20 protein-coding genes and 1 pseudogene are annotated in these 20,016 nt (G+C 62.5%); 6 read left to right on the top strand and 15 right to left on the bottom strand.

Features of this window, described 5'->3' with window-relative positions; genetic code table 11:
- The 4 genes and pseudogenes from AC5E6W_RS16215 to rplA form a co-directional block, all read right to left on the bottom strand.
- A pseudogene (locus AC5E6W_RS16215) lies at positions 1-1,649 on the bottom strand (DNA-directed RNA polymerase subunit beta); the annotation flags it as partial.
- A gap of 828 nt (positions 1,650-2,477) precedes the next feature.
- On the bottom strand, positions 2,478-2,852 hold the full coding sequence (gene rplL, locus AC5E6W_RS16210; RefSeq protein ID WP_491753369.1) for a 50S ribosomal protein L7/L12: 375 nt from the start codon (positions 2,850-2,852) through the stop codon (positions 2,478-2,480).
- A gap of 145 nt (positions 2,853-2,997) precedes the next feature.
- Positions 2,998-3,531: a 50S ribosomal protein L10 gene (gene rplJ, locus AC5E6W_RS16205; protein WP_491753368.1), complete on the bottom strand. Its 534-nt coding sequence runs from the start codon at positions 3,529-3,531 to the stop codon at positions 2,998-3,000.
- Positions 3,532-3,705: 174 nt separating this feature from the next.
- The gene (rplA, locus tag AC5E6W_RS16200) at positions 3,706-4,419 is read right to left on the bottom strand and encodes a 50S ribosomal protein L1 (protein ID WP_491753367.1); all 714 of its coding nucleotides are present in this window, start codon (positions 4,417-4,419) and stop codon (positions 3,706-3,708) included.
- A 247-nt stretch (positions 4,420-4,666) separates the two neighbouring features.
- Between rplA and tcmP the strand changes: the two genes are divergently transcribed.
- Complete coding sequence (gene tcmP / locus AC5E6W_RS16195; RefSeq protein WP_491753366.1) at positions 4,667-5,515, top strand: three-Cys-motif partner protein TcmP; 849 nt, start codon at positions 4,667-4,669, stop codon at positions 5,513-5,515.
- Between the two features lie 9 nt (positions 5,516-5,524).
- Positions 5,525-6,349: a DUF5131 family protein gene (locus tag AC5E6W_RS16190; RefSeq protein ID WP_491753365.1), complete on the top strand. Its 825-nt coding sequence runs from the start codon at positions 5,525-5,527 to the stop codon at positions 6,347-6,349.
- A gap of 18 nt (positions 6,350-6,367) precedes the next feature.
- Here AC5E6W_RS16190 and AC5E6W_RS16185 read toward each other — a convergent pair whose 3' ends face one another.
- Both AC5E6W_RS16185 and AC5E6W_RS16180 read right to left on the bottom strand, forming a co-directional pair.
- A complete protein-coding gene (locus AC5E6W_RS16185; RefSeq protein WP_491753364.1) occupies positions 6,368-6,958 on the bottom strand; it encodes a Uma2 family endonuclease in 591 nt (196 codons plus the stop codon).
- A gap of 30 nt (positions 6,959-6,988) precedes the next feature.
- Entirely contained in the window at positions 6,989-7,528 is a 540-nt protein-coding gene (locus tag AC5E6W_RS16180; protein ID WP_491753363.1) for a Uma2 family endonuclease, read from the bottom strand.
- 602 nt (positions 7,529-8,130) lie between these two features.
- Here AC5E6W_RS16180 and AC5E6W_RS16175 point away from each other — a divergent pair.
- The gene (locus AC5E6W_RS16175) at positions 8,131-9,387 is read left to right on the top strand and encodes an SPL family radical SAM protein (RefSeq protein WP_491753362.1); all 1,257 of its coding nucleotides are present in this window, start codon (positions 8,131-8,133) and stop codon (positions 9,385-9,387) included.
- Positions 9,388-9,417: 30 nt separating this feature from the next.
- On the opposite strand, the gene AC5E6W_RS16170 is transcribed toward AC5E6W_RS16175, so the two are convergent.
- Both AC5E6W_RS16170 and AC5E6W_RS16165 read right to left on the bottom strand, forming a co-directional pair.
- Positions 9,418-9,933, bottom strand: coding sequence for a DUF2165 family protein (locus tag AC5E6W_RS16170; RefSeq protein ID WP_491753361.1), 516 nt, complete (start codon positions 9,931-9,933; stop codon positions 9,418-9,420).
- Between the two features lie 21 nt (positions 9,934-9,954).
- Positions 9,955-10,806 carry a hypothetical protein gene (locus AC5E6W_RS16165; RefSeq protein WP_491753360.1) on the bottom strand — a complete coding sequence of 284 codons (852 nt, stop codon included), beginning with the start codon at positions 10,804-10,806 and terminating at the stop codon, positions 9,955-9,957.
- A 130-nt stretch (positions 10,807-10,936) separates the two neighbouring features.
- Between AC5E6W_RS16165 and AC5E6W_RS16160 the strand changes: the two genes are divergently transcribed.
- From AC5E6W_RS16160 to hpxZ, 3 genes are read left to right on the top strand one after another with little or no spacing between them, the layout of a single operon-like run.
- The gene (locus AC5E6W_RS16160) at positions 10,937-11,389 is read left to right on the top strand and encodes a RidA family protein (RefSeq protein WP_491753359.1); all 453 of its coding nucleotides are present in this window, start codon (positions 10,937-10,939) and stop codon (positions 11,387-11,389) included.
- The gene (locus AC5E6W_RS16155; RefSeq protein WP_491753358.1) at positions 11,390-12,340 is read left to right on the top strand and encodes an acetamidase/formamidase family protein; all 951 of its coding nucleotides are present in this window, start codon (positions 11,390-11,392) and stop codon (positions 12,338-12,340) included. It abuts the gene before it with no gap.
- 56 nt (positions 12,341-12,396) lie between these two features.
- Positions 12,397-12,804, top strand: a complete 408-nt coding sequence (gene hpxZ / locus AC5E6W_RS16150) for an oxalurate catabolism protein HpxZ (RefSeq protein WP_491753357.1) — start codon at positions 12,397-12,399, stop codon at positions 12,802-12,804.
- Between the two features lie 38 nt (positions 12,805-12,842).
- Here hpxZ and AC5E6W_RS16145 read toward each other — a convergent pair whose 3' ends face one another.
- The 7 genes from AC5E6W_RS16145 to AC5E6W_RS16115 all read right to left on the bottom strand — a co-directional run bounded on the left by AC5E6W_RS16145 (position 12,843) and on the right by AC5E6W_RS16115 (position 19,938).
- Complete coding sequence (locus tag AC5E6W_RS16145; RefSeq protein ID WP_491753356.1) at positions 12,843-13,661, bottom strand: DUF3891 family protein; 819 nt, start codon at positions 13,659-13,661, stop codon at positions 12,843-12,845.
- A 58-nt stretch (positions 13,662-13,719) separates the two neighbouring features.
- Positions 13,720-14,535, bottom strand: coding sequence for an ABC transporter permease (locus AC5E6W_RS16140; RefSeq protein ID WP_491753355.1), 816 nt, complete (start codon positions 14,533-14,535; stop codon positions 13,720-13,722).
- Positions 14,532-15,308 carry an ABC transporter ATP-binding protein gene (locus tag AC5E6W_RS16135; RefSeq protein WP_491753354.1) on the bottom strand — a complete coding sequence of 259 codons (777 nt, stop codon included), beginning with the start codon at positions 15,306-15,308 and terminating at the stop codon, positions 14,532-14,534. The genes AC5E6W_RS16140 and AC5E6W_RS16135 overlap by 4 nt, the downstream gene beginning before the upstream one ends.
- A complete protein-coding gene (locus AC5E6W_RS16130) occupies positions 15,305-17,053 on the bottom strand; it encodes a CocE/NonD family hydrolase (RefSeq protein WP_491753353.1) in 1,749 nt (582 codons plus the stop codon). The genes AC5E6W_RS16135 and AC5E6W_RS16130 overlap by 4 nt, the downstream gene beginning before the upstream one ends.
- Positions 17,050-17,850: a creatininase family protein gene (locus AC5E6W_RS16125; RefSeq protein ID WP_491753352.1), complete on the bottom strand. Its 801-nt coding sequence runs from the start codon at positions 17,848-17,850 to the stop codon at positions 17,050-17,052. The genes AC5E6W_RS16130 and AC5E6W_RS16125 overlap by 4 nt, the downstream gene beginning before the upstream one ends.
- A 92-nt stretch (positions 17,851-17,942) precedes the next feature.
- Entirely contained in the window at positions 17,943-19,316 is a 1,374-nt protein-coding gene (locus AC5E6W_RS16120; RefSeq protein ID WP_491753351.1) for an FAD-binding oxidoreductase, read from the bottom strand.
- A 73-nt stretch (positions 19,317-19,389) separates the two neighbouring features.
- A complete protein-coding gene (locus AC5E6W_RS16115; protein WP_491753350.1) occupies positions 19,390-19,938 on the bottom strand; it encodes a nucleoside deaminase in 549 nt (182 codons plus the stop codon).
- Positions 19,939-20,016: the final 78 nt, after the last annotated feature.

Here is a 20,016-nt window from a genome sequence, read left to right as displayed (position 1 = left end):
GCGCGCTCCATGCGAACCAGGCCGATGCGGAACTGGTTCTCCATGAGCTCGCCGACCGCGCGAACGCGGCGGTTGCCAAGGTGATCGATATCGTCGACGCTGCCGATGTTCTTACGCAGCTTGAGGAGATAGCGGATGGTGCCGTAGAAGTCCTCGGGCGTGAGCGTACGGTGATCGAGCGAGGTGGCCTCGCCGTTCTCGTACAGCTTGATGTTGAACTTGAGACGGCCGACGCGCGAGAAGTCGTACTTGCGCGGATCGAAGAACATGCCTTCGAAGAGCGCGGTCGCGGTGTCGAGCGTCGGTGGGTCGCCCGGACGGAGCTTGCGGTAGATCTCGATCAACGCCTCTTCCGGCTTGCGCACGGAGTCGCGGCGGAGAGTGTTCGAGATGATGTTGCCGACCTCGTCCCGCTCGGGGAAGAAGACCTCGAAGCTGGTGACGCCGGACTGAAGGATCTTGTGCAGCTTGTCGGCGGTGAGCTCCTGGTTGGCCTCGTAGAGCAGCTCGCCGGTGGCCATATCGACCACTTCGGACGCGGTCATCGCGCCGTCGAACTCGGACGTCTCGACCTCGACGGTTGAGATGGCAGCCGCGCGGATGTGCTTGATCGCGTTGTTGCCGATCTTCTTGCCGCTGGCGACGAGCTCGTCCTTGCCGTTGGTGATGGACGCAGTCGCACGGGTGCCGACGAGGTTGGTGTGCACACCCTCGGCGGTGACGTTCCAGTGCAGCTTGGCGTCCTTCACCTGGATGGTGTCGACGGTGTAGAAGGTCTTGAGGATTTCTTCGTCGGTGCGTAGACCGAGGGCGCGCAGGAAGATGGTGCCCAGGAACTTGCGCTTGCGATCGATGCGGACGTAGAGAATGCTCTTCTGGTCGTACTCGAACTCCACCCAGCTACCGCGGTACGGAATGATCTTGCCGAGGAAGTAGGTGCGGTTGTTCGCCGTCTCGAAGAAGACGCCGGGCGAACGGTGCAGCTGCGAGACGATGACGCGCTCGGTGCCGTTGACGATGAAGGTGCCGTTGGCGCTCATCAGCGGGATATCGCCGAAGAAGACTTCCTGCTCCTTCATGTCGCGCAGGGTCTTGACGCCGGTCTCGGGATCCTTGTCGTAGATCTTGAGGCGGATGGTGACCTTGAGCGGAGCGGAGTAGGTCATGCCGCGCTCTTCGCACTCAGCCTGGTCATACTTCAGCTGCAGACCGACGGGGTCACCGCACTTGGTGCAGAAGTCGGGGGTGTTCTTGTTGTAGGTTCCGCAGAACTTGCAGAGCACGTCGCCCGGATGGAACGGGTCGGTAATCACCATGTGCCCGCAGTTGGTGCAGGCGGTACGGAGGTGATTGAGACCCTTCAGGTAGCCGCACTTGCACTCCCAGTTGCCGATGGTGTAATCGACGAACTCGAGCTCGGAGACGTTGCGGAAGTCGGTGATAGGGAAGACGGAGGTGAATACCGACTGCAGCCCATTGTCCTCGCGCTCCTGAGGCAGCTTGTCCATCTGCAGGAAACGCTCGTAGCTGCGTCGCTGGACTTCGATCAGGTTCGGGATCTTGATGCTGGTCGGGATCTTGGAGAAGTCGAGACGCTGGCGAACCGAGCGGAGGACGTTCTTTGGATCATGAGTATTGTGCCGTGACATGCTCTCTCCTGATACGTGGCTCGAGGCCTTCCGGTGATCGAGGCACCGCCCGGATCGGCGGTTGCATCGAAGAAATCGATGGAAGGGAGAAGAGGCCGGCCAGGCCCCTCTCATTGGACTGATTGCGCCGCTTTCAGCTCGGCCGCTCCTCGAAGACGGCCGCGCCCATGGCGCAGGGTGCTGCTCCCCAGCGAAGCATTCTGCGGGGTACAAACTTGGGTGTGGCTTCCGCTTTCTACACAGCGCGGAAGCTGGTACAACTTCGTTGGCGGCGGAAGTACGTGCGCCGCGCGGCGAGGTCTAGCCGGCGGTTTGAGGAGCCTCAGCGTGCGGGTACGCAGAGACGCCGAAAGCGCCCTGCGGGAACGTGTGCCCGAAGAGCGCGAAACAAGTTGATGGATGAAGTTCCGTTAGGAAACGCTGGATAGTCGCCGCCCTTTGAGACCTTGCCGAGGGGCCTCAAGTTTGCCGCTTGTCGCACGTTTCACCCTGCGGACCCGCCGCTCGAACCGCAGGATGGCCGGCTCCGTAACCTGCTTCGCAGTGCCAGGATGAGCCGGGAGATACAAGAGAAGTTCAGCGACCGCGTCGCTGGGTACTGCCTAAGTTTCTTAGACCCTAAATCTTGAAATTGGTACTGCGTATCGCTGCCGGGGATTCCAGATAGACAGCGCTGCACGCCGAGGCAACTGCAGCTTTCTCCCCATTGAAGAGGATAGCGCAGATTGCCCCGGCGTGCAAGCCGGTATCGTGGGAGCACCACGAAGATCACGGGCTCGCGCCGGCTAAAGCCGGTCGCCTACCCGTAACCCACTGCAGAGCAGTGAGTTACTTGATCTCGACAGTGGCGACGCCGTCGAACTTCTTCGCGACCGCAGCCGCGTCGTCCTTCGAGACGTTCTCCTTGAGGGGCTTGGGAGCGGCCTCAACCAGGTCCTTGGCTTCCTTCAAGCCAAGGCCGGTGACTTCGCGCACAGCCTTGATGGTGTTGATCTTGTTCGCGCCGGCATCCTTGAGGATGACGGTGAACTCGGTCTGCTCTTCGACCGCAGCCGCAGCAGCGCCGCCGCCGGCCGGAGCGGCCGCAACGGTCGCGGCCGCAGCCGAGACGCCGAGGCGCTCTTCGAGCTTCTTCACCAGCTCAGCTGCCTCAAGCAGGCTGAGCGAAACGATCTGATCTTCCAACTGCTGCAAATCCGCCATGATGTTCTCCGTATATTGCTGAATTCGTTCGTACTGCTGATGACTACCCCTGGGTGCGTTCTTTTGCTCTCAGGCTGCCGCTCGATTTCCCGGGGTTCCGGTGCGCCAGACATGCGCCCCCTGGATCTCGAACGGCGAAACTTGGCTAGGCTGCGGGGAGCTTGCTCTGCTCGACGGCCTGGTTGACGACCACAGCCAGGTTGCGGCCGGTGGCGTTGATGACCGTCGCGAGACGGGTCGCGGGAGCGTTGATGAGGAAGAGGAGCTTCGAGAAGAGCTCTTCCTTGCCCGGCATCTTCGCGAGCTGATCGACCTCGGCGGCGGTGATGACCTTACCGTCGACGATGCCCAGCTTGAAGGTGAACTCCGAGTTCTCCTTGACCCAGTCCGCCAGGGACTTGGCCAGAGCGACCGGGTCGCCCGCGGTGTACGCCACGGCGGAGACGCCCTTGAGACCCTGGAGGGCCTTCTCAACCTTGGAGCCTTCGGAGGCCTTGGCCGCCAGCTTGTTCTTGACGACGTGATACTGGCCGCCAGCCTCGCGGATCCGCTTGCGGAGCTCGAAGTCCTTCGCCGCAGTGAGACCCTTGAATGTGCCGATGATGGCCGACGTGGATGTGGACAGCTCGGCTGCGAGCTGCTTGACCTTCTCTTGCTTCTTTGCCCTGCTGATTGCCATAAAGACAGCCTCTAGCTTCTAGCTCTTAGCCACGACTAGCTCTTAGCTGCTAGCTTCTAGCTCTTAGCTCAATTTTGGCGCTCTGAGAGATCGAATCTCCATCGGAGCGCAAACCGAAAAACCTTGCGACGCACTGGCTAGAAGCTAAAAGCTAGCAGCTAGCAGCTTGCCTTCCTACGCCTTGCTCGCCTGCTCGGCGACGGCAGCCTCGAGCTCAACGCCCGGGCCCATCGTGGAGCTGAGGATGATGCGCTTGACGTACTTGCCCTTGGCGGCGGAAGGCTTGGCCTTGACGACCGCGTTGATGACCGTCATTGCGTTGTCGGCGATCTTCTCCGGGGAGAAGCTGAGCTTGCCGACGGGAACGTGGACGAGGGCAGTCTTGTCGGCGCGGAACTCGACCTTACCGGCCTTGATCTCGCGGATGGCGCCAGCGACGTCGGTGGTGACGGTGCCGGTCTTGGGGTTCGGCATGAGGCCGCGGGGGCCGAGCACCTTACCGAGACGGCCGACCGAACGCATCATGTCGGGGGTTGCGATGAGGGCGTCGAAGTCGGTCCAGGATTCCTTCTGGATCTTCTCGACCAGGTCCTCGCCGCCGACGAACTCAGCGCCGGCCGCTTCCGCTTCCTTCAGCTTGTCGCCGGAGGTGATGACCGCGACCACCTTGGACTTGCCGCCGAGGCCGTGGGGAAGAACGACGGTGCCACGGACCATCTGGTCGGCGTGGCGGGTGTCAACGCCAAGCCGGAGGGTCAGATCGACCGTCTCATCAAACTTGGCAAACTTGGCCTGCTGCAGCAGGGGAATCGCATCGCCCAGAGTGTAGGGGCGTGCTTCCACGAGCGCACGGGCCTTCGCAATATTCTTGGAAACCTTACGAGCCATCTCTCAACCTCGTCTCCCACCCCTTGTTTTCCGGATCGGCTCCCGTTTCTGGGCTCCGCCGGAAGGTCATGCGCTGGTCTGCATGGGCGTGGTTTCGACTGTGCCGGCGCAAAATGCGCAGACAACCCTTTGAGTATGGCGGAAAGTTTGGAGTTTTGCAAGCATCGGAAACGGCACCCTCGACTTCACGGCTTTGCCTTTTATTCGCCAACACTATTCTATAAGCTCACGGGGTGGAGAGTGAAACGTGGAGAATCGAACTCTTTATGGCATAGAGGACGGGCTTGCTGTCAATGAAGACGTCGGCTCGTGGTCACCCGAGAAGTATAGAATTCTGCAACTTTATGCCCACCTCTTCACAAAGGGAATGAAGGGGAAATGGAAAGGCCTAACCTTCGTAGACCTCTACTCTGGTGCTGGCCACAGTCGAATGAAGGGGAGCGACGAGATCCTGCTTGGGTCGCCGCTAATCGCATTGGCACTCGATGTGCTTTTCGACAAGTACGTTTTCGTGGAGAGCGACGCAGAGAAGATCGAAGCTCTGAAATCTAGGGTGACACGTGCTCACCCTACCGCTGCCGTCACCTACATCCATGGGGATTGCCGCGACAAGATCACTGAGGTAATTGAAGCTATCCCCACCGGGTCGCTCGTATTGTGCTTTGTTGATCCATATGACATCGCAATCGATTTCAGGATGATCGAGCAATTGGCTACAGCCAGAAAGGTCGACTTCATCTGTCTATTGGCAACGCGAACAGATGTGGGGCGCAATCCTCATAACTATCTGAAGGCGGAGAGCACCAAGATTGATGTTCTGATGGGTTCAACCGAGTGGCGAACGAATTGGGACCGCTTCAAAGAAACCCAGGCGAAGGAGCCCAATCTTGGGGATTTCATCCGAGAAGAGTTCGCACGACGAATGCAGACCCTTGGATATCAGCCAACCGCATCACATGAGATGAAGCCCATCAAGACGGACAATAATGTGACGCTCTACCACCTGTCCCTGTTCACGAAGAGCGATGTCGCGAAGAAGTATTGGCAAGAGACTAAGAACTACTCTCAGCCTCAGCGTAATTTGTTCAACCGGTAAGGAGGATTCGTGTCGCAATCCACCACAATTGAATGGACGGACGCCACGTGGAACCCGGTTCGGGGCTGCACGAAGATCAGCGCGGGTTGCAAGAATTGTTACGCAGCGCGGTTAGCTGAGCGATTCCGGGGGGTCACCGGCCACCCTTTCGAGAACGGTTTCGATCTCCGACTTGTTCGAGAAAAGCTGCTGGACCCATTGCGTTGGAAGGAATCACGCCGCATCTTTGTGAACTCGATGAGCGATTTGTTTCATGAGAGTGTTCCGGACGACTTCATCTCGGAAGTGGCGCAAGTCATGGAGGCCGCGCATTGGCACACCTTCCAGGTGCTCACAAAAAGGCCCGACCGGATGCGGCGACTGCTCCATAAAAGGCTCCGAAGCGCGTCGTTGTGCAGAAACATTTGGTGGGGCGTCAGCGTTGAGAACAAACGCCACGGCATCCCACGTATTGATATCCTCCGCGCTTCACCAGCAGCTGTTCGCTTTTTGTCAATCGAACCGTTGTTAGAGGACGTCGGGGAGCTAAATCTCGACGGCATCGCCTGGGTCATTGTTGGAGGCGAAAGCGGGCCGAACGCGCGTCCGATCGACGCAGCATGGGTGAGATCAATCCAGGCCCAATGCCAGGCAAGCAATGTCCCGTTCTTTTTCAAGCAGTGGGGCGGTACGAGGAAAAAAGAGACCGGACGTCACTTGGACGGACGGACTTTCGATGAATTGCCGAATTGGACGGCGCAAAGCTTGCCTTCAGCTCAGGAGCGAGCGAAGCTCTTCAGTCATTACACACAATCGTTAAATCAAAACCACGATCTGGTCACAATCGGGTTGTAGTCGCTGACAAGCGGAATCTCAGCGCCAGATTCTTCCCAGTTCCAGCACGAACCCGCCCACCGGACCTTCGCCGTAGGCGGCGGAGTGGCCTTCCTGCTCCTCGGCGGGACGACCGCGGCGGTGGATTTCGACTGTCTTGCGGCGGGGATCGATGAGCCAGCCCAGCTGCGCTCCGTTGGCGATCCATTCCTGCATCTTCTTCTGCAGGGGAGCGAGGCAGTCGGTCTTGGAGCGCAGCTCGATCACGAAATCCGGGCAAGGGACAGGGGCATCGTCTTCGATCGACGGCGGCGTCCAGCGTGAGGCAAGAATCCAGGCGGCATCCGGCATGCGCACCGAGCCATCCGGCAACTGGCAGCCGGTATTGGAATCAATTACGAATCCGCGGCCATCTTCCTCTGCCCAGTTGCCCAGCACGCGGTTGATATAGGAGGTGAGAAACCCGGTTCCGCCGCCGGTTGGCGTCATGACGATGAGATCTCCGTTCGGCTCCAGTTCGCAACGAAGCTCGCGATTGTCTGCGGCAAACCGCCAGAAGGCGTCCACGGACATGGGCTCTGCGGGAACGATCCGAAGCGGCGGTTCGAGTTGTTCCAGCGCGAGATTCATAGCTCGAAGTCTAATCTCTCGGACGGGGACCTAGCCCCAGATCCTTCCCAGCTCCAGCACGAACCCGCCCACCGGGCCTTCGCCGTAGACGGCGGAGTGGCCTTCCTGCTCCTCGGCAGGACGGCCGCGGCGGTAGATTTCGACGGTCTTGCGGGAGGGGTCGATGAGCCAGGCGAGCTCGGCGCCGTTGGCGATCCACATCTGCATCTTGGCCTGGAGTTCTGGGAGGCTGTCGGTTCGAGAGCGGAGTTCGATGACGAATTCGGGGCAGATGGGCGCGAAGGACTGTCGCTCGTTTTCGGTGAGGGCATTCCAACGCGGCCAGGAGATCCACGCGGAGTCGGGGCTGCGCATGGAACCGTCCGGAAGCGTGAAGCCAGCGCTTGAGTCGAAGACAGCGCCCGAGTTCGTCTCGCGCGCCCATAGAGCCAACTGAAGATTGAGCTCTGAGTTGGTGCTTCCTGTTCCACTTCCTGTGGGCGACATCACGATCAGCTCTCCATTGGAGTCGCGCTCAATACGAAGCTCGTCGTTGGCAGCGCAGAAGCGCAGCAGCTCCTCATCGCTCATTGGCTGGAGGAGCCGGAGGCGAAACGGAGTCGGAAGCTCACGGACAAGCATTTCCATGCGGGCAGTGTACGACAGGCGGTGTCTTGAAGAGCGCTGCCTCCCGGCAGCCTGCGGTGTCAGCACCACAATGGGGCGAGAGTTGGCCAAGCGACCAGCGAGCGTCGGGGTGTGACGGGAAGAAAAGATCCTCCTGCTAGATTTTGATGGGATCTCATGGTGGATTTATGACGCGCACCGATGAATCTTTCTGGCCGGAGTGACGTTTTACTCCCCATGATTCATTTTCGATGCTCTTGTGGACGAGATCAGGCGCGGCGGTTTCCGCGCAAGGGGTGGTTCGACAGATTGATGACGCGTTTTGGGTGGTACCCGTGGGAGTGCTATTTCTGCCGGGACATCTTCTACCGGCAGGCACGTCTCGACCCGGAGGCTCCGGCGGGAGGAGCTGGGTCAGGGGTGGCCCGCGTGGAGAGCAGCACGGTGCGAATCCACAAGCTGTAGGGGCCTCGCGGGCATACGGCACAGGCGAAGAAAAAACGTAGAGGCCGGCCTTGACTCCCACACGCGAAGGGCCTAGATTCGTCTTCACCGAGGGCGAAGAAATGGCGAATCACGAGATCGGAATCCTGAACGACCACGAGATCGAATCCGCAGCCGCAGTGGAGATGCCGACCTCTCCTGCGGCTCCGGCAGCCACGCTATTTCCTATCCTCGACAACCGTCCGGCTGGGCTGGCACGTCTTGCCGCCGAGGCCGCCCATGCCGATGACGGGCATCTGATCGAATTCCGAGCGATGCGCTCGAAGTCGCTCCTCAACCATTCGGTTTCGAAACGGATGGGGTGGAAGGCTTGGACCATCAACCCGTACCGCGGGTGCGAGTTCGGCTGCAAGTATTGCTATGCCCGCTATACCCATGAGTTTCTGCGGCCGGAGCCGATCACGCCGGTCGAGCCGGGTACTTATGACGCTCCGCAGCAGGACTGGGCGCTGGCGTTCGAGCGCGAGATCTACCTGAAGGAGAACGCGGCGTGGCTTCTGGAGCAGGAGCTGAAGTCCGTTTCGCCGGATGAGGAACTGGCGCTGGGCACGGCGACGGACCCCTACCAGCCGATCGAGCGGAGGGTGGGGATCACGCGGTCGATTCTGGAAGTGATGGCGCGGCAGCAGGGACGGAGGCTGGGCATCGTGACCAAGTCGAACCTGATTGTGCGCGACGTGGATCTGCTGGCCCGGATTGCGGAGCGGAATGCGCTAGTCGTACACATCACCGTGACGACCACCGATGCCGCGCTGGCGCGAAAGATGGAGCCGCGCGCGCCACGGCCGGACCTGCGGCTGGCAGCCGTGAAGACGCTGCGGGAGGCGGGCATCGTTACCGGGGTGCTGTGCTCGCCGCTGCTGCCGGGGATCAATGACAGTTTGCGGTCGCTGGAGAACGTGGCCAGCGCTGCCGCCGCAGCGGGTGCAAGCTTCCTGGGAGCCCACCCGCTGTTCTTGAAGTCGTGTTCGCGTCCTACGTATTTGAGTTTCGTTCGCGACCACTTCCCTGCCCTGCTGCCCGAGTACGAGCGGCGCTATGCGAAGAGAGACTTTGTGGAGGCGGACTATCGGCAGCGCATGGCGTTACTGGTGCGGCGGCTGTGCGCAACGCATGGACTTCACGAGCGGGCGACCGATGCGATCCTCACGCGGGACCCGGTAGGCCTGAAGGATGCGAAGACCGCGGAGGGCAAGCGGTACTTTACGCCGCGGCTGCCGGTGGATGATCCTTCGGTGCTGGGCGCTCCGGACAAGCGCGAGCCGCAGAAGGCCGCTATCGCGTATCCGGAGCCGGCGCAGGCGGCGCTGTTCGGGTGAATGGGGGGATGGAGGCAAAGTGGATCTGACTTACTCTGCTGACTCCGGCAAAAGCATGATCACGAGCAGGACGGCTTCGATGGTGAACATGCGGAAGGCGGCTTCCTGGCCGTTCCAGGTTCGCGACTGCCACATGAGGAACCACTCGGCGCCGATCTCGAGGAAGGCGATGAGCCAGAGCAGCATGCCGGCAGTAAGGGCGGCGATGGCGAGGCGCTTGGCGCGCACGAAGGCGGCTTGCGAATGGTTGCGCTCGCGGAAGAGATTGATGGCGGCAACCCAGCAGAGGGTCATGTTGAAGGCTTCATAGGCGATGATGCCGACGTAGAACGCGAGGTGGAGCGCGACCGGATGCATTGCTCGCCACATGCCGTGGTTGCCGGGGAAGGTTGAGTCCATGAGCAGCACGTGGCGCACGAAGTCATAGTTCGAGTTGAAATCGGTGATGTTATTGAAGACCACGAGGGTGAAGAAGAGGGCCATCGCGGCCATGAGGGCGGCCTTCGCCGTGCGCGCCACCTGGATCGTCTCGGTCATCTCGGCCATGGGAAAGCTCCTGTGACTGGGTCACTCGTTGTACGCGAAGGGGAGGAAGTAGGACCGCAGCGCTGCGAGGGTGGCGTTGTCATACTGCGGTGAAGGCGCCATCTGCGAGGCGGGGTTGATGCTTTTGGGATTGCGGACGTAGTCGGCGAACCACTGGGGATCGACGAGGGCGCGGCGTGCGACGACGCTCCAGGAGCGGTTGGCCTTGGCGCCGCCTTCGCCGTGACGGTCGTGGCAACGGAAACAATTCTCTCGGGCGATGAGATAGCCCTGCTGGACGCTGACGTTGTTTTGCGTAGGTCCGATGGGAAGGATGGGGCGGTAGACGTCGGCTTCGCGGCGGAGGTCGAGCCGCACGACACCCCAGGGAACCTGTGGCTCTTCCTTATGGGCGAGGACCTGATAGGTGGGGCGGAAGTCGGCGTGGGAGATCATGTACGGGCCCATCGGGACACGATCGGCGCCGATCGGCCAGTGCGCGTGGTCGAGCCCGTTGATCTTCAGCACGAGGATGGGGTGATGCGCCTGCAGATAGGCGAGCGGGTAGTGCGCGGTGTAGCTGTCGTCGCAGATGGCCGTGACGAGATGGGCATCGGGCTTTGCACCGAGCAGCGCCGGGAGTGCCTCGAGCAACACTCCCGAGATGCGGGTGGGGCCGAGGAAGTTCGAGTCATTGCGGACGGTGGCGGTGACTTGCGGAAGCTTCAAGAGGTCGGCGTAGGCGATGAAGCGCGTCAGGCCGGCGGGCACTGTTGCGAGGTCGCCACCGATCTCGAGGTCGTCTGGGTGTTGACGCGTGCGGTGGAGAGCACCCAGCAATGCCGAAGGATGCGCGGGGCGACGGGGCAGATCCTGTGCGCGTGTCAGGCACAACGCGGCTGACACCATCCATGCGAGAAGCACTGCAGGACCCCACCCGCGTTGTCTCATAGGGCCATGCTAGAGCAAGGGGCGCAATCGTCAAGGATTGACGACGAAAGATGCGTGCTACGCTAGCGTCATCATGACACCCACAGAGGTACTGGCAGGGCTTGGGCTCGCGCTTCCCGCGGCTCCAAAGCCGGGCGGCAATTACACTTCCGCACGCACGGTTGGGAACCTTGTGTTCCTCGCCGGCGTGATCTCGCAGACGCATGAAGGCATCATTACCGGTTGCGTTGGTGATGGCCGCACGGTGGACGAAGGCTATGCGGCGGCGCAGAGCTGCGCTTTGCTGCAGCTGGCGAATCTTGAGGCGCACCTTGGGTCGCTCGACCGGGTGAAGAGCATCGTGAGCGTGAATGGCTACGTGAACTCGATCGCGGGCTTTGCCGAGTCGCCGGCGGTGATCAATGGAGCGTCGGATTTGTTCGAGAAGGTGTTTGCGGGCACACCGAAGCACGTGCGCGCGGCGATTGGCGTGAGCGGGCTGCCGCGCAATGCGCTGGTGGAGCTGCAGATGTTGGTGGAGATCTAGATGGCGACGCATGAGCTATCGGCGGCACCGACGCACTCGCGCTGGAACGCGGAGCTTGCGCCGCGGCTGACGATTGCGAGCGGCGATACGGTGCACTTTGAATGCCAGGATGCGAGCGGCCTGCAGGTGCGCGATGGCATGAAGGCGGCGGATTTTGCGGGCATCGACAAGATGCGGATTCATTGCCTGACGGGGCCTGTGGCGATCGATAAAGCGATGCCCGGTGATGTGCTGCAGGTCGACGTGTTGGATGTTGCGCACAAGGGTTATGGGTGGACGAGCGTCATCCCGGGCATGGGATTTCTGAAGGAGCGCTTCAGTGAGGGGTTCCTTTTTCACTGGAAGCTTGAGGGCGATGTGTCGCGGTCGCTGGCTCCGGCGGTTGTGCCGCTGCGGCCGTTCTGCGGGATCATGGGCGTCGCTCCGGCGGAGAAGGGCGAGTTTCGCACGCGGGCTCCAGGAGTGTTTGGCGGGAACATGGATGTGCGCGAGCTGAGCTCGGGGGCGACGTTATATCTGCCGGTGCAGCAGCCAGGTGCACTGTTCAGCTGCGGCGATGCGCATGCGGCGCAGGGTGATGGCGAGGTGTGCATCAACGGGATTGAGTGCCCTGCGGATGTGACGCTGCGGTTCACGCTGCATAGGGACAAGGCGCTGGCCCATCCTCTCACCGGCCCGATGCTGGAGGCTCCTGCGGCTGGCGATCCTGGGCCGGCTTGGGTTGTTGTCGAGAGCCACACGGATGCGTTGACGGCGGCGCGTGGCGCGACGAGCCGGATGGTGGATCTGCTGGTGGCGGAGTGGAGATTTACGCCGGTGCATGCCTACCTGCTGTGCAGCGTGGCGATGAAGCTCCAGCTAAGCCAGGTGGTGAATGAGCCGATGATTACTGTTGCCGCGGTGATGGCGAAGAGCGTGCTGCCGGAGCGGAAGTTGTTTGCTACTTCGTAGACAGAGAGAAGCTTGATCGAGTTTGGGGCTTTGAGTTACGAGCTGCCAGATTCCAGATGCCAGTTCTTCGTGGGGTGCGCATGGTGGTGAATGATCCGGAAATCGCCGCGGAGCTCGCGGCGTTGTATCCGCGCTATGAAGAGGCGTTGGTTACGAACGACGTCCCGACTCTGACTGCAATGTTCTGGGCTTCGCCGTATGCGATCCGGCTGGGTGCGGGCGAGAACCTTTATGGCGAGGCGGAGATCGAGGCGTTTCGGCAGAGCCGGCCGGCGGTGGGGCTGGCGCGACGGCAGGTGAGGCTAGAGATCCGGACGTTTGGCAGGGACTTTGGGTCGATCACGCTGGAGTTCGAGCGGGACACGCCGGGTGGCGTGGTGCGCGGACGGCAGAGCCAGGTGTGGGTGCGGCTGGATGAGGGCTGGAGGATCGTGCAGGCGCATGTGTCGATGCTGAAGAGCTAGTGAATAGTGGATAGCGAAGAAATGCTGGCCAAGCCTTGTCAGGTTGTGACAGTGACGATAAGAGCTTCCACTGGCGCGGCTTCGTAGAGGGTGCGGAGCTCTTCGGCGCTGGCATAGGTAGTTCCGGGCACGAAGCGGGCGGGCAGGCGGAATGTCATCGTCGGATCAATGAACGGGTACGGGCTGAGGCGGAAGGTGCGTTCGCCGATGTGCTGGACCTTGATTTCGCTGGTGCCGTCGGTGGTCTTGAGTGGATGCAGCAAGGTCGCATCGCCGGCGAAGTCAACGCAGCTGAGGAGCGAGAGGTTGTCGCAGGCCTGGAGCAGGCGGAAGTTTTCGAGGAGCGCGTGGTCGGTGAGGTACTCGGGGGCGACCTTATAGGAGCCGAGGAGCTGATCGCGGAGCCGCTGTTGCAGCTCGAGCTGCTCGTCGAGGAAGGCATCGAGCACTGGCAGCAGTTCGGGTTTGATGGTGGAACGGTCGGCGTGCTCGCCTAACAGGTTGCGGGTGTGCATGGAGATGAGGATCGCGGCGTAGGGGTCGCGAGTGGCCATGAGCTGCACGGCGCTGCGGCGGACGTTGAGATAGGCTTCGAGGTCGATCTCTTCGAAGGCGGAGTACTTCCCTACCAGCTCGGCGGAGAAGGCTGAGGGCTTGCCTTCGCGCGTGATGGGGGTGGTGGCATCGCGTGCGGCCCAGCCGTCGTCGTGGGACCAGATCGCGTTGAGCACGTGCTCGCGGGGCTCAGGCTTGAGGAAGCGAGCGTTGCCCCAGGCGCGCGCGAATTCGCCAGCGAGGTGAGCGTGGTCGGGATGGGTGATGAGGTACCAGCCGTTGTCTGTAGCGAGGCGAAGCATCGATTGTGCCTTGGATCCTTTGCACAGGACTTCGTTGTCCGTTGTACGTTCTACGTTGTCAGGCTTCGAGTCGGCTCTGAGCCGCGGACTCGTGCCACTTGTGGAGCATGAGCCACTCCAGGAAGGTTGCGGTGAAGAAGAAGATGAAGCCAAGGATGGTGGAGGCGATGACGAGGGCGAAGAGCAGGTCGGTCTGCATCTGGTTCATCGCGTAAAGGATGGAGTAGCCGAGGCCTCCCTGGCCTACGCGTGAGGAGCCGGCGAAGAGTTCGCCCGTGATGGCTCCGATGACGGCGAGCCCCGAGGAGATGCGGACACCGACGAAGAGGTATGGCAGCGAGTGTGGGAGGCGGAGCTTCGCGAGCACCTGCGCGGGCGAGGCGTTGTGCATGAGGAAGAGCGCGACGAGATCGTCGTTGACGCTGATGAGGCCTTGCGTGGTGTTGGCGATGATGGACGCGACGCAGAAGATGAAGGCGACGAGCGTGACCGCGGCCTGGCCAGGGCCGACCCACATGATGATGAGCGGCGTGACGGCCATGATGGGGACGGTCTGCAGGAGCACGGTGTAGGGAAAGAGCAGGCGGCGGATCCAGATGGAGCGCGCGAAGATGAGTGCGATGAGCACGCCGATGATGACGCTGGAGACGATGCCGAGGACGGCTTCTTCGGTGGTGATGAGGAGCGCGCTGAAGATGCCATCGAGATGTTGCGCGAAGGCCTTCGCGACCATCCATGGCGTGGGCAGCATGTAGGCCGGGACGCTGAAGGCGAGGATGGTGAGGCGCCATGCGAGCAGCATCGCGAGGAGTACGAGCACCGAGCTGAAGGAGAAGAGGAGCCGTTGGCGTTGCGTCGGAGTCATCGAATTCATGCGCGATGGGTCTCCCGGAGCAGGCGCGAGGCGCGGTTGACGAGAGCGTCGAAGGCTTCGGATTCGCGTGTGGCTGCGGTGCGTGGGTAGGGGAGATCGACGGCAAGCTCGTGCGCGATGCGGCCGGGGTTGGGCGCGAGGATGATGACGCGCGAGGAGAGGAAGATGGCTTCGGCGACGGAGTGGGTGACGAAGAGGACGGTCCAGTCCTGCTCGGCGCGGAGGCGGAGGAGCTCTTCGTTCATGCGGTCGCGAGTGATCTCGTCGAGCGCGGCGAAGGGCTCGTCCATGAGCAGGACGCGGGGGCGTGTGGCGAGTGCACGGGCGATCGATACGCGCATCTTCATGCCTCCGGAGAGCTGGCGGGGATAGTGCTGCGCGACGTGCGACAGGTCCACGAGCTGGAGAAGTGACTGCGTGGTTTGCGCGGTCTCGTCGCGGGGACGGCCTTCGAGTTCGAGCGCGAGGGCGACGTTTTTCTCCACGGTGCGCCAGGGGAGCAGCGTGGCGTCCTGAAAGACGAAGGAGACCATGGGGCGCGCGTTGATGGGGGTCATGCCATTGACGGCGATCTCTCCCGAGGTGAGGGGCGAGAGGCCGGCGACGAGCTTGAGCAGCGTGGATTTGCCACAGCCGGAGGGGCCGAGGAGGGTGACGAACTCGCCGCGGTCGATGGTGAGCGAGATGGAATCGAGGACGGGTGCGGCGTCAGGTTTGTTGTCGGAACCGAAGCGCTTCGTGACGTTGGTGAGGAGGAGTTCGGGGACACTCATGCGGCGACCTCCCATTTGCTTGGGAGTTCAATGGCGGCTTCGGCAGAGAGGATGGGCAGGCGCAGTGAGGACGGATGTTCGGGATCGTGGATGAGGATGTGGGTGCAGCGCTGCGAGTTGAAGACGGTCATCTCGGATGGCTTGGTGCTGTTGGAGGGATTGCGGTCGTAGAGCGGGAAGGCGCAGCCGGCGATCTCGAGGCGGATGCGGTCTCCTTCCGCGAAGACGAAGGAGGTGGGTTCGAGGGTGAAGGTCCAGCGCTGTGGGACGTCGGCGAGGCTTGCGTCACCGAACAGAAACGTCGAGCGCGCTATGCCGATGCAGACGAATTCGGCGCGGCCTGAGGGCTTGACGCAGACGAGCTTGGCGACGACGTCGGCGTGGGGGGATGAGGTCTGGACATAGAGCGAGACGCTGGGGCGACCAAAGACGTGCAGTGAAGCGTCGAGGGGATCGGCGGTGTAGACGAGGAGGTTGTTCGATTGCTCCATCGCGGACTGGTCGAAGACGCCGCTCATGGATTGCGGACCGCCGGGAGCGAAGACGGGGACCTCCGGGTCGTAGACGAAGACGTCGGGAGGGCCGGAGGGATCGTCGGCGAGGATGCCGTCGCCTTTGCGGGATTCGGCGCGGCCTCCGCTCGCTAGATGAAGAGTGAGGGCGTTGGAACTTGTGATGTCGTCGGCGTCCATCCACTTGTTTGCACCCATGGCGAAGTGCTTGACGCGGGGTTCTGCAGCGAAGGTGTTGGCGTCCTTGAGCCAGTGATCGAACCAGCGGAGGAGGAGATCGTCGGTGTCGACGAGCGCGGCGGCCCCGAGACTGGCTTCGCCGACGCGATCTCCCCAGGGGATGTGGGCCCAGGGACCGGCTAGTAGGTACTGGTTGTCGCGGGCGTGCTGCGTGGCGGCTTGATCGCGGAGGAGTTCGAAGCCGGCGATAGCGCCTTCGAGGTAGGTGTCGCACCAGCCGGAGATGTGGAAGGCGGGGATATTGATCTTCTCGGCTCGAGTGCTTACATCCATCGTGGACCAGAACTCGCCGGGGGCGTCGTGCGCGAACCAGTCGCGGACGTAGGAGGGCAGCGCGGGGTCGGTAATCGCTGGATGATCCGCGTAGGGGAGATGCGAGGCCTGGGCACGGACGTTGGCCCAGGCGGCTTCGAGCTTGGCGCTGGCTTCGGTGAGGTTGAGGCGGCGGGCGTCTTCCTTGAGCATCTGCAGGCCCCAGCCCAGCGATGATGCGAGGCGCAGGGCTCCGTGGTGGTAAAACCAGCCGTGATAGAGATCGCAGGCCGTCATCGCAGGGGCGATGCACTGGAGGCCTTCGGGCTGCTCGGCGGCTGCCAGCAGCTGCGTTGCTCCCTGGTAGCTGAAGCCGTACATGCCGATGCGGCCATTGCACTCGGGGCGCGTGCGCAGCCAGGCGATGGTCTCTGCGCCGTCGCGGCCCTCGTGGCGGAAGGGATAGAAGTGGCCTTCGCTGCCGCCGCGGCCGCGGACGTCCTGGATGACGACGTTGTAGCCGTGGCGGGCGAACCAAATGGGGTGCGCGTAGACGACGGTGGAGGCGATGTCGCGGCCGTAGGGCTGGCGCATGAGGAGCGTGGGGTGCGGGCCGGGGCCGTGCTGTTTCTGGCTTGGGTAGTAGTGATCGGAGACGAGGGTTGTGCCGTCGGAGAGCTGGAACGCGACGGAGCGTTCGAGGGTCACGCCGCTACCGCAGTCGACTCGCACGGCGCTCATTCGCCCTTGCCTTCGTAGTGGTAGATGGCGGTGAGAGCCTTGGCTACTTGTGTGGCGGCGGAGGCGAGCCAGAGCTCTCCGTTCTCGGGCGTGGAGGGTGTGGGGTCGCCGAGGACGCCGGTGTCGGAGATGTCGCGGGTGAGCCAGGCGAAGTTGGCCGCGCCGCGTTCGGGCTGCAGGAGCTCGTCATCCTCGAGCTTCGCGATGTAGCGGGCGGTGTAGGCGGAGGTATCGACGAGGTCCGGCGTGGCGGCCAATAGCCATGCGGTCTCGAGCTCGCCGGCGTGGAAGCCGTACTTGGCTTCCTGCGGGTTGAGGCCTTCGAACTTGGCTCCTGCTGAGCCGAAGATGGTGAAGGTGCGCAGGTTGAATTCGGCGCGGAGATCGCGGGCCATCACGTCGACGAGGGAGCTGTTGCCGCCGTGGGTGTTGAAGAGGACGAGCTTGCGGAAGCCGGCGGCGGCGATGCTCGCGCCGAGGTCGTGGAGCACGGCCATGAAGGTGGAGGCCGAGACGGAGAGCGTTCCGGGGAAGCCGATGTGCTCGTTGCTCTTGCCGTAGCAGATGGGTGGCAGAGCGAAGACGCTCATCTCGGCGGGGAGTTGCTCGAGCGCGCGGCCGAGCATGACGTTGTTGATGAGGGTGTCCGTAGCGAGCGGAAGATGCGGGCCGTGCTGTTCGATGGCGGCGGTGCCGAGCACGAGCACGGTGGATTCGCGCGGGAGGGCGTCGACCTGCTTCCAGTTGAGGTAAGCGAAGTTGCGGGCGTCGGGGATCCAGGTGCTAACGGTGTTCATGCGAGGTTCCTTGCGAGGCGGCATTCAGTTTGTCGATTCGGGCGGTGCCATCGCTACCTTGTAAATCGCTAACAGCAGGTCCTTCACTGCGTTCAGGATGACAAATTCTCTATGACCGCATCGCGGCGGACGAAGGTGACCATCTTTCCGGGGTTCATGAGGCCGTGGGGGTCGTAGCGGTACTTGGCCTGGAGCTGGACGTTGTCTTCGCGATAGCGGCCTCCGCCTTCGACGTGATTGACATGCGGATTGGCGACGAAGACCCCGTTGGCGCGGCAGGTTTCGATCATGTCGTTGAGACGGGCTTCGTCGGTGAAACGGACGACTGGGATGGCGACGGGGAAGATGTTGCCGGTTCCGTTTTTCATCCACTCGATGTGGAGGAGGAAGTCGTCGCCGAACTTTGCCTTGAGTGTGGCGAACTGCTCGCGGGAGCGCTCGCGGTCGAAGCCGCACTGGAGGTAGGTGTAGGCGGGGTCGGACTTCATGGCCCAGAGGGTGGTGTGGTTCCAGGTGTAGTCGGAAAGGAGCGGCGTGGAGCGGAGACCGAGGTAAGGCTCGGCGAAGGTGATCTCGCCGCCGGCTTCGCGTGCGGCCTGGACGAAGAGCTCGCGCTGGGCTTCGGCGATGAGGACGAAGATCTGGGCCTGGCCTTCGCGGATGAGGGTCTTGATGGGCGAGAAGAAGGATGGGATGGGCCACTCGAAGACGGTGATGAGGCGCTTGATCCAGGAGGGATCGAGGGCGAGGGTCTCCGAGAAGTCGAAGGCCTGCGCGAAGGTGGGGAAGGTGATGGCGACCTGGGCCCACTCGACGCATGGAGTGAGCTGGAACCAGATTTTCGTGATGACGCCGTTGGTGCCCCAGGCGTGGAGGATGTCGTGCACGGCTTCGCCTTCGTGCAGGAGGACGCGGGGCTCGGCTTCCATGGTGATGACTTCGAGCGCACGGACGGTGTTGAAGTCGCGCAATCCTCCGTGGGCGATGGAGCCGATGCCTCCTGAGCCTCCACCGAGGAAGCCGCCGAGCGAGGCTTTGGCGATGGTGGAGGGATAGCAGCGGAGCTCCCAGCCTTGTTTGCGGGCTTCGGTCTCGAGTACGCCGAGCTTGACGCCGGGTTCGCAGACTGCGATGCCGTCGCTATCGATGGACTCGATGGCCTGCATGAGCTGGAGGTCGAGCACGACCCCGCCTTGGAGCGGCACGGCCTGGCCGTAGTTGCCGGTGCCAGCGCCGCGGAGGGTGACGGGGACATCCTGCGCGAAGCACCAGCGCAGGACTGCGATGATCTCAGCGTTGCTGATGGGTTGGACGACGATGTCGGCGTGCTTGCCATCGAGCTGTGGGCGCAGGATGGGCGAGTACCAGTAGAAGTCGCGGGAGAGGCGCTCGACGACCTGGGGCTGCGTGAGGATGCGTGCGGGGTCGCCGAGTAAAGGAGACAGGTGTGCGGCGAGGTCGGACATCGAGAGCTCCAAGCGATTCAGCTACGTGGAATGCGGGTGCGGTCGAGGGTCGGGTCGTCGGGCTGGTTCTGGGTCAGGCTTTGCGGGTACGCCAGCTGCGAAAGGCCTTCAGCATGTTGGGGTGTGAGAAGAGTGTAAGGCAAAGCTGGTCTTCGCAGGGGCCATCGACTCTGCAGCGCCAGTCGGCGCGTTGTTCTACTTCGGAGGCGGGGATGTGGATCTGGCGGACGAACTTTGCGGCCTCGGTGATGGTGAGGCCGTAGACGACGCGATCGAGCTGGGCCCACATGGCGTTGGCCATGCACATGGGGCAGGGCTCGCAGGTGGTGTAGAGGGTGTAGCCGGCGAGCGAGAAGGCGCCCAGCTTGCGGCAGCCGAGACCGACGGCGCGGAGCTCGGCGTGGAGGCTGGGGTCCTTGGATTTGGCGACGTTGTTGAGGGCGCGGACGAGGCGCTCGCCGGTTTTGGTGTTGACGATTTCGGCGGCGAAGGCGACGGGCGCGGGGGTGTCGAGGGTGCGGGAGGCGAACGTGACGAGGCCACGCATGCGCTCGGAGTCGAACGCGGCCTGGGCCTCGGGGCTGAGCCGGCGGGACCGAATGGCGGTTTTTTGGGGTGCCATATGCGAACGTAGCACGAGAGTCAGGGGCGCCGCATCGAACGCTGGACGGGATGTCACAGCATGCCGATAGAATCACCC

It is taken from the genome of Bryocella sp., from assembly GCF_058498515.1.
This window is presented reverse-complemented; position numbering and strand designations above follow the sequence as displayed.

What these genes read in the sequence shown, in the direction of transcription:
- rplL (WP_491753369.1), bottom strand. Translation starts at nt 2,852, where the DNA reads ATGGCGGATTTGCAGCAGTTGGAAGATCAGATCGTTTCGCTCAGCCTG.
- rplJ (WP_491753368.1), bottom strand. Translation starts at nt 3,531, where the DNA reads ATGGCAATCAGCAGGGCAAAGAAGCAAGAGAAGGTCAAGCAGCTCGCA.
- rplA (WP_491753367.1), bottom strand. Translation starts at nt 4,419, where the DNA reads ATGGCTCGTAAGGTTTCCAAGAATATTGCGAAGGCCCGTGCGCTCGTG.
- AC5E6W_RS16185 (WP_491753364.1), bottom strand. Translation starts at nt 6,958, where the DNA reads ATGAATCTCGCGCTGGAACAACTCGAACCGCCGCTTCGGATCGTTCCC.
- AC5E6W_RS16180 (WP_491753363.1), bottom strand. Translation starts at nt 7,528, where the DNA reads ATGAGCGATGAGGAGCTGCTGCGCTTCTGCGCTGCCAACGACGAGCTT.
- AC5E6W_RS16175 (WP_491753362.1), top strand. Translation starts at nt 8,131, where the DNA reads ATGGCGAATCACGAGATCGGAATCCTGAACGACCACGAGATCGAATCC.
- AC5E6W_RS16170 (WP_491753361.1), bottom strand. Translation starts at nt 9,933, where the DNA reads ATGGCCGAGATGACCGAGACGATCCAGGTGGCGCGCACGGCGAAGGCC.
- AC5E6W_RS16160 (WP_491753359.1), top strand. Translation starts at nt 10,937, where the DNA reads ATGACACCCACAGAGGTACTGGCAGGGCTTGGGCTCGCGCTTCCCGCG.
- AC5E6W_RS16155 (WP_491753358.1), top strand. Translation starts at nt 11,390, where the DNA reads ATGGCGACGCATGAGCTATCGGCGGCACCGACGCACTCGCGCTGGAAC.
- hpxZ (WP_491753357.1), top strand. Translation starts at nt 12,397, where the DNA reads ATGCCAGTTCTTCGTGGGGTGCGCATGGTGGTGAATGATCCGGAAATC.
- AC5E6W_RS16145 (WP_491753356.1), bottom strand. Translation starts at nt 13,661, where the DNA reads ATGCTTCGCCTCGCTACAGACAACGGCTGGTACCTCATCACCCATCCC.
- AC5E6W_RS16140 (WP_491753355.1), bottom strand. Translation starts at nt 14,535, where the DNA reads ATGAATTCGATGACTCCGACGCAACGCCAACGGCTCCTCTTCTCCTTC.
- AC5E6W_RS16135 (WP_491753354.1), bottom strand. Translation starts at nt 15,308, where the DNA reads ATGAGTGTCCCCGAACTCCTCCTCACCAACGTCACGAAGCGCTTCGGT.
- AC5E6W_RS16130 (WP_491753353.1), bottom strand. Translation starts at nt 17,053, where the DNA reads ATGAGCGCCGTGCGAGTCGACTGCGGTAGCGGCGTGACCCTCGAACGC.
- AC5E6W_RS16125 (WP_491753352.1), bottom strand. Translation starts at nt 17,850, where the DNA reads ATGAACACCGTTAGCACCTGGATCCCCGACGCCCGCAACTTCGCTTAC.
- AC5E6W_RS16120 (WP_491753351.1), bottom strand. Translation starts at nt 19,316, where the DNA reads ATGTCCGACCTCGCCGCACACCTGTCTCCTTTACTCGGCGACCCCGCA.
- AC5E6W_RS16115 (WP_491753350.1), bottom strand. Translation starts at nt 19,938, where the DNA reads ATGGCACCCCAAAAAACCGCCATTCGGTCCCGCCGGCTCAGCCCCGAG.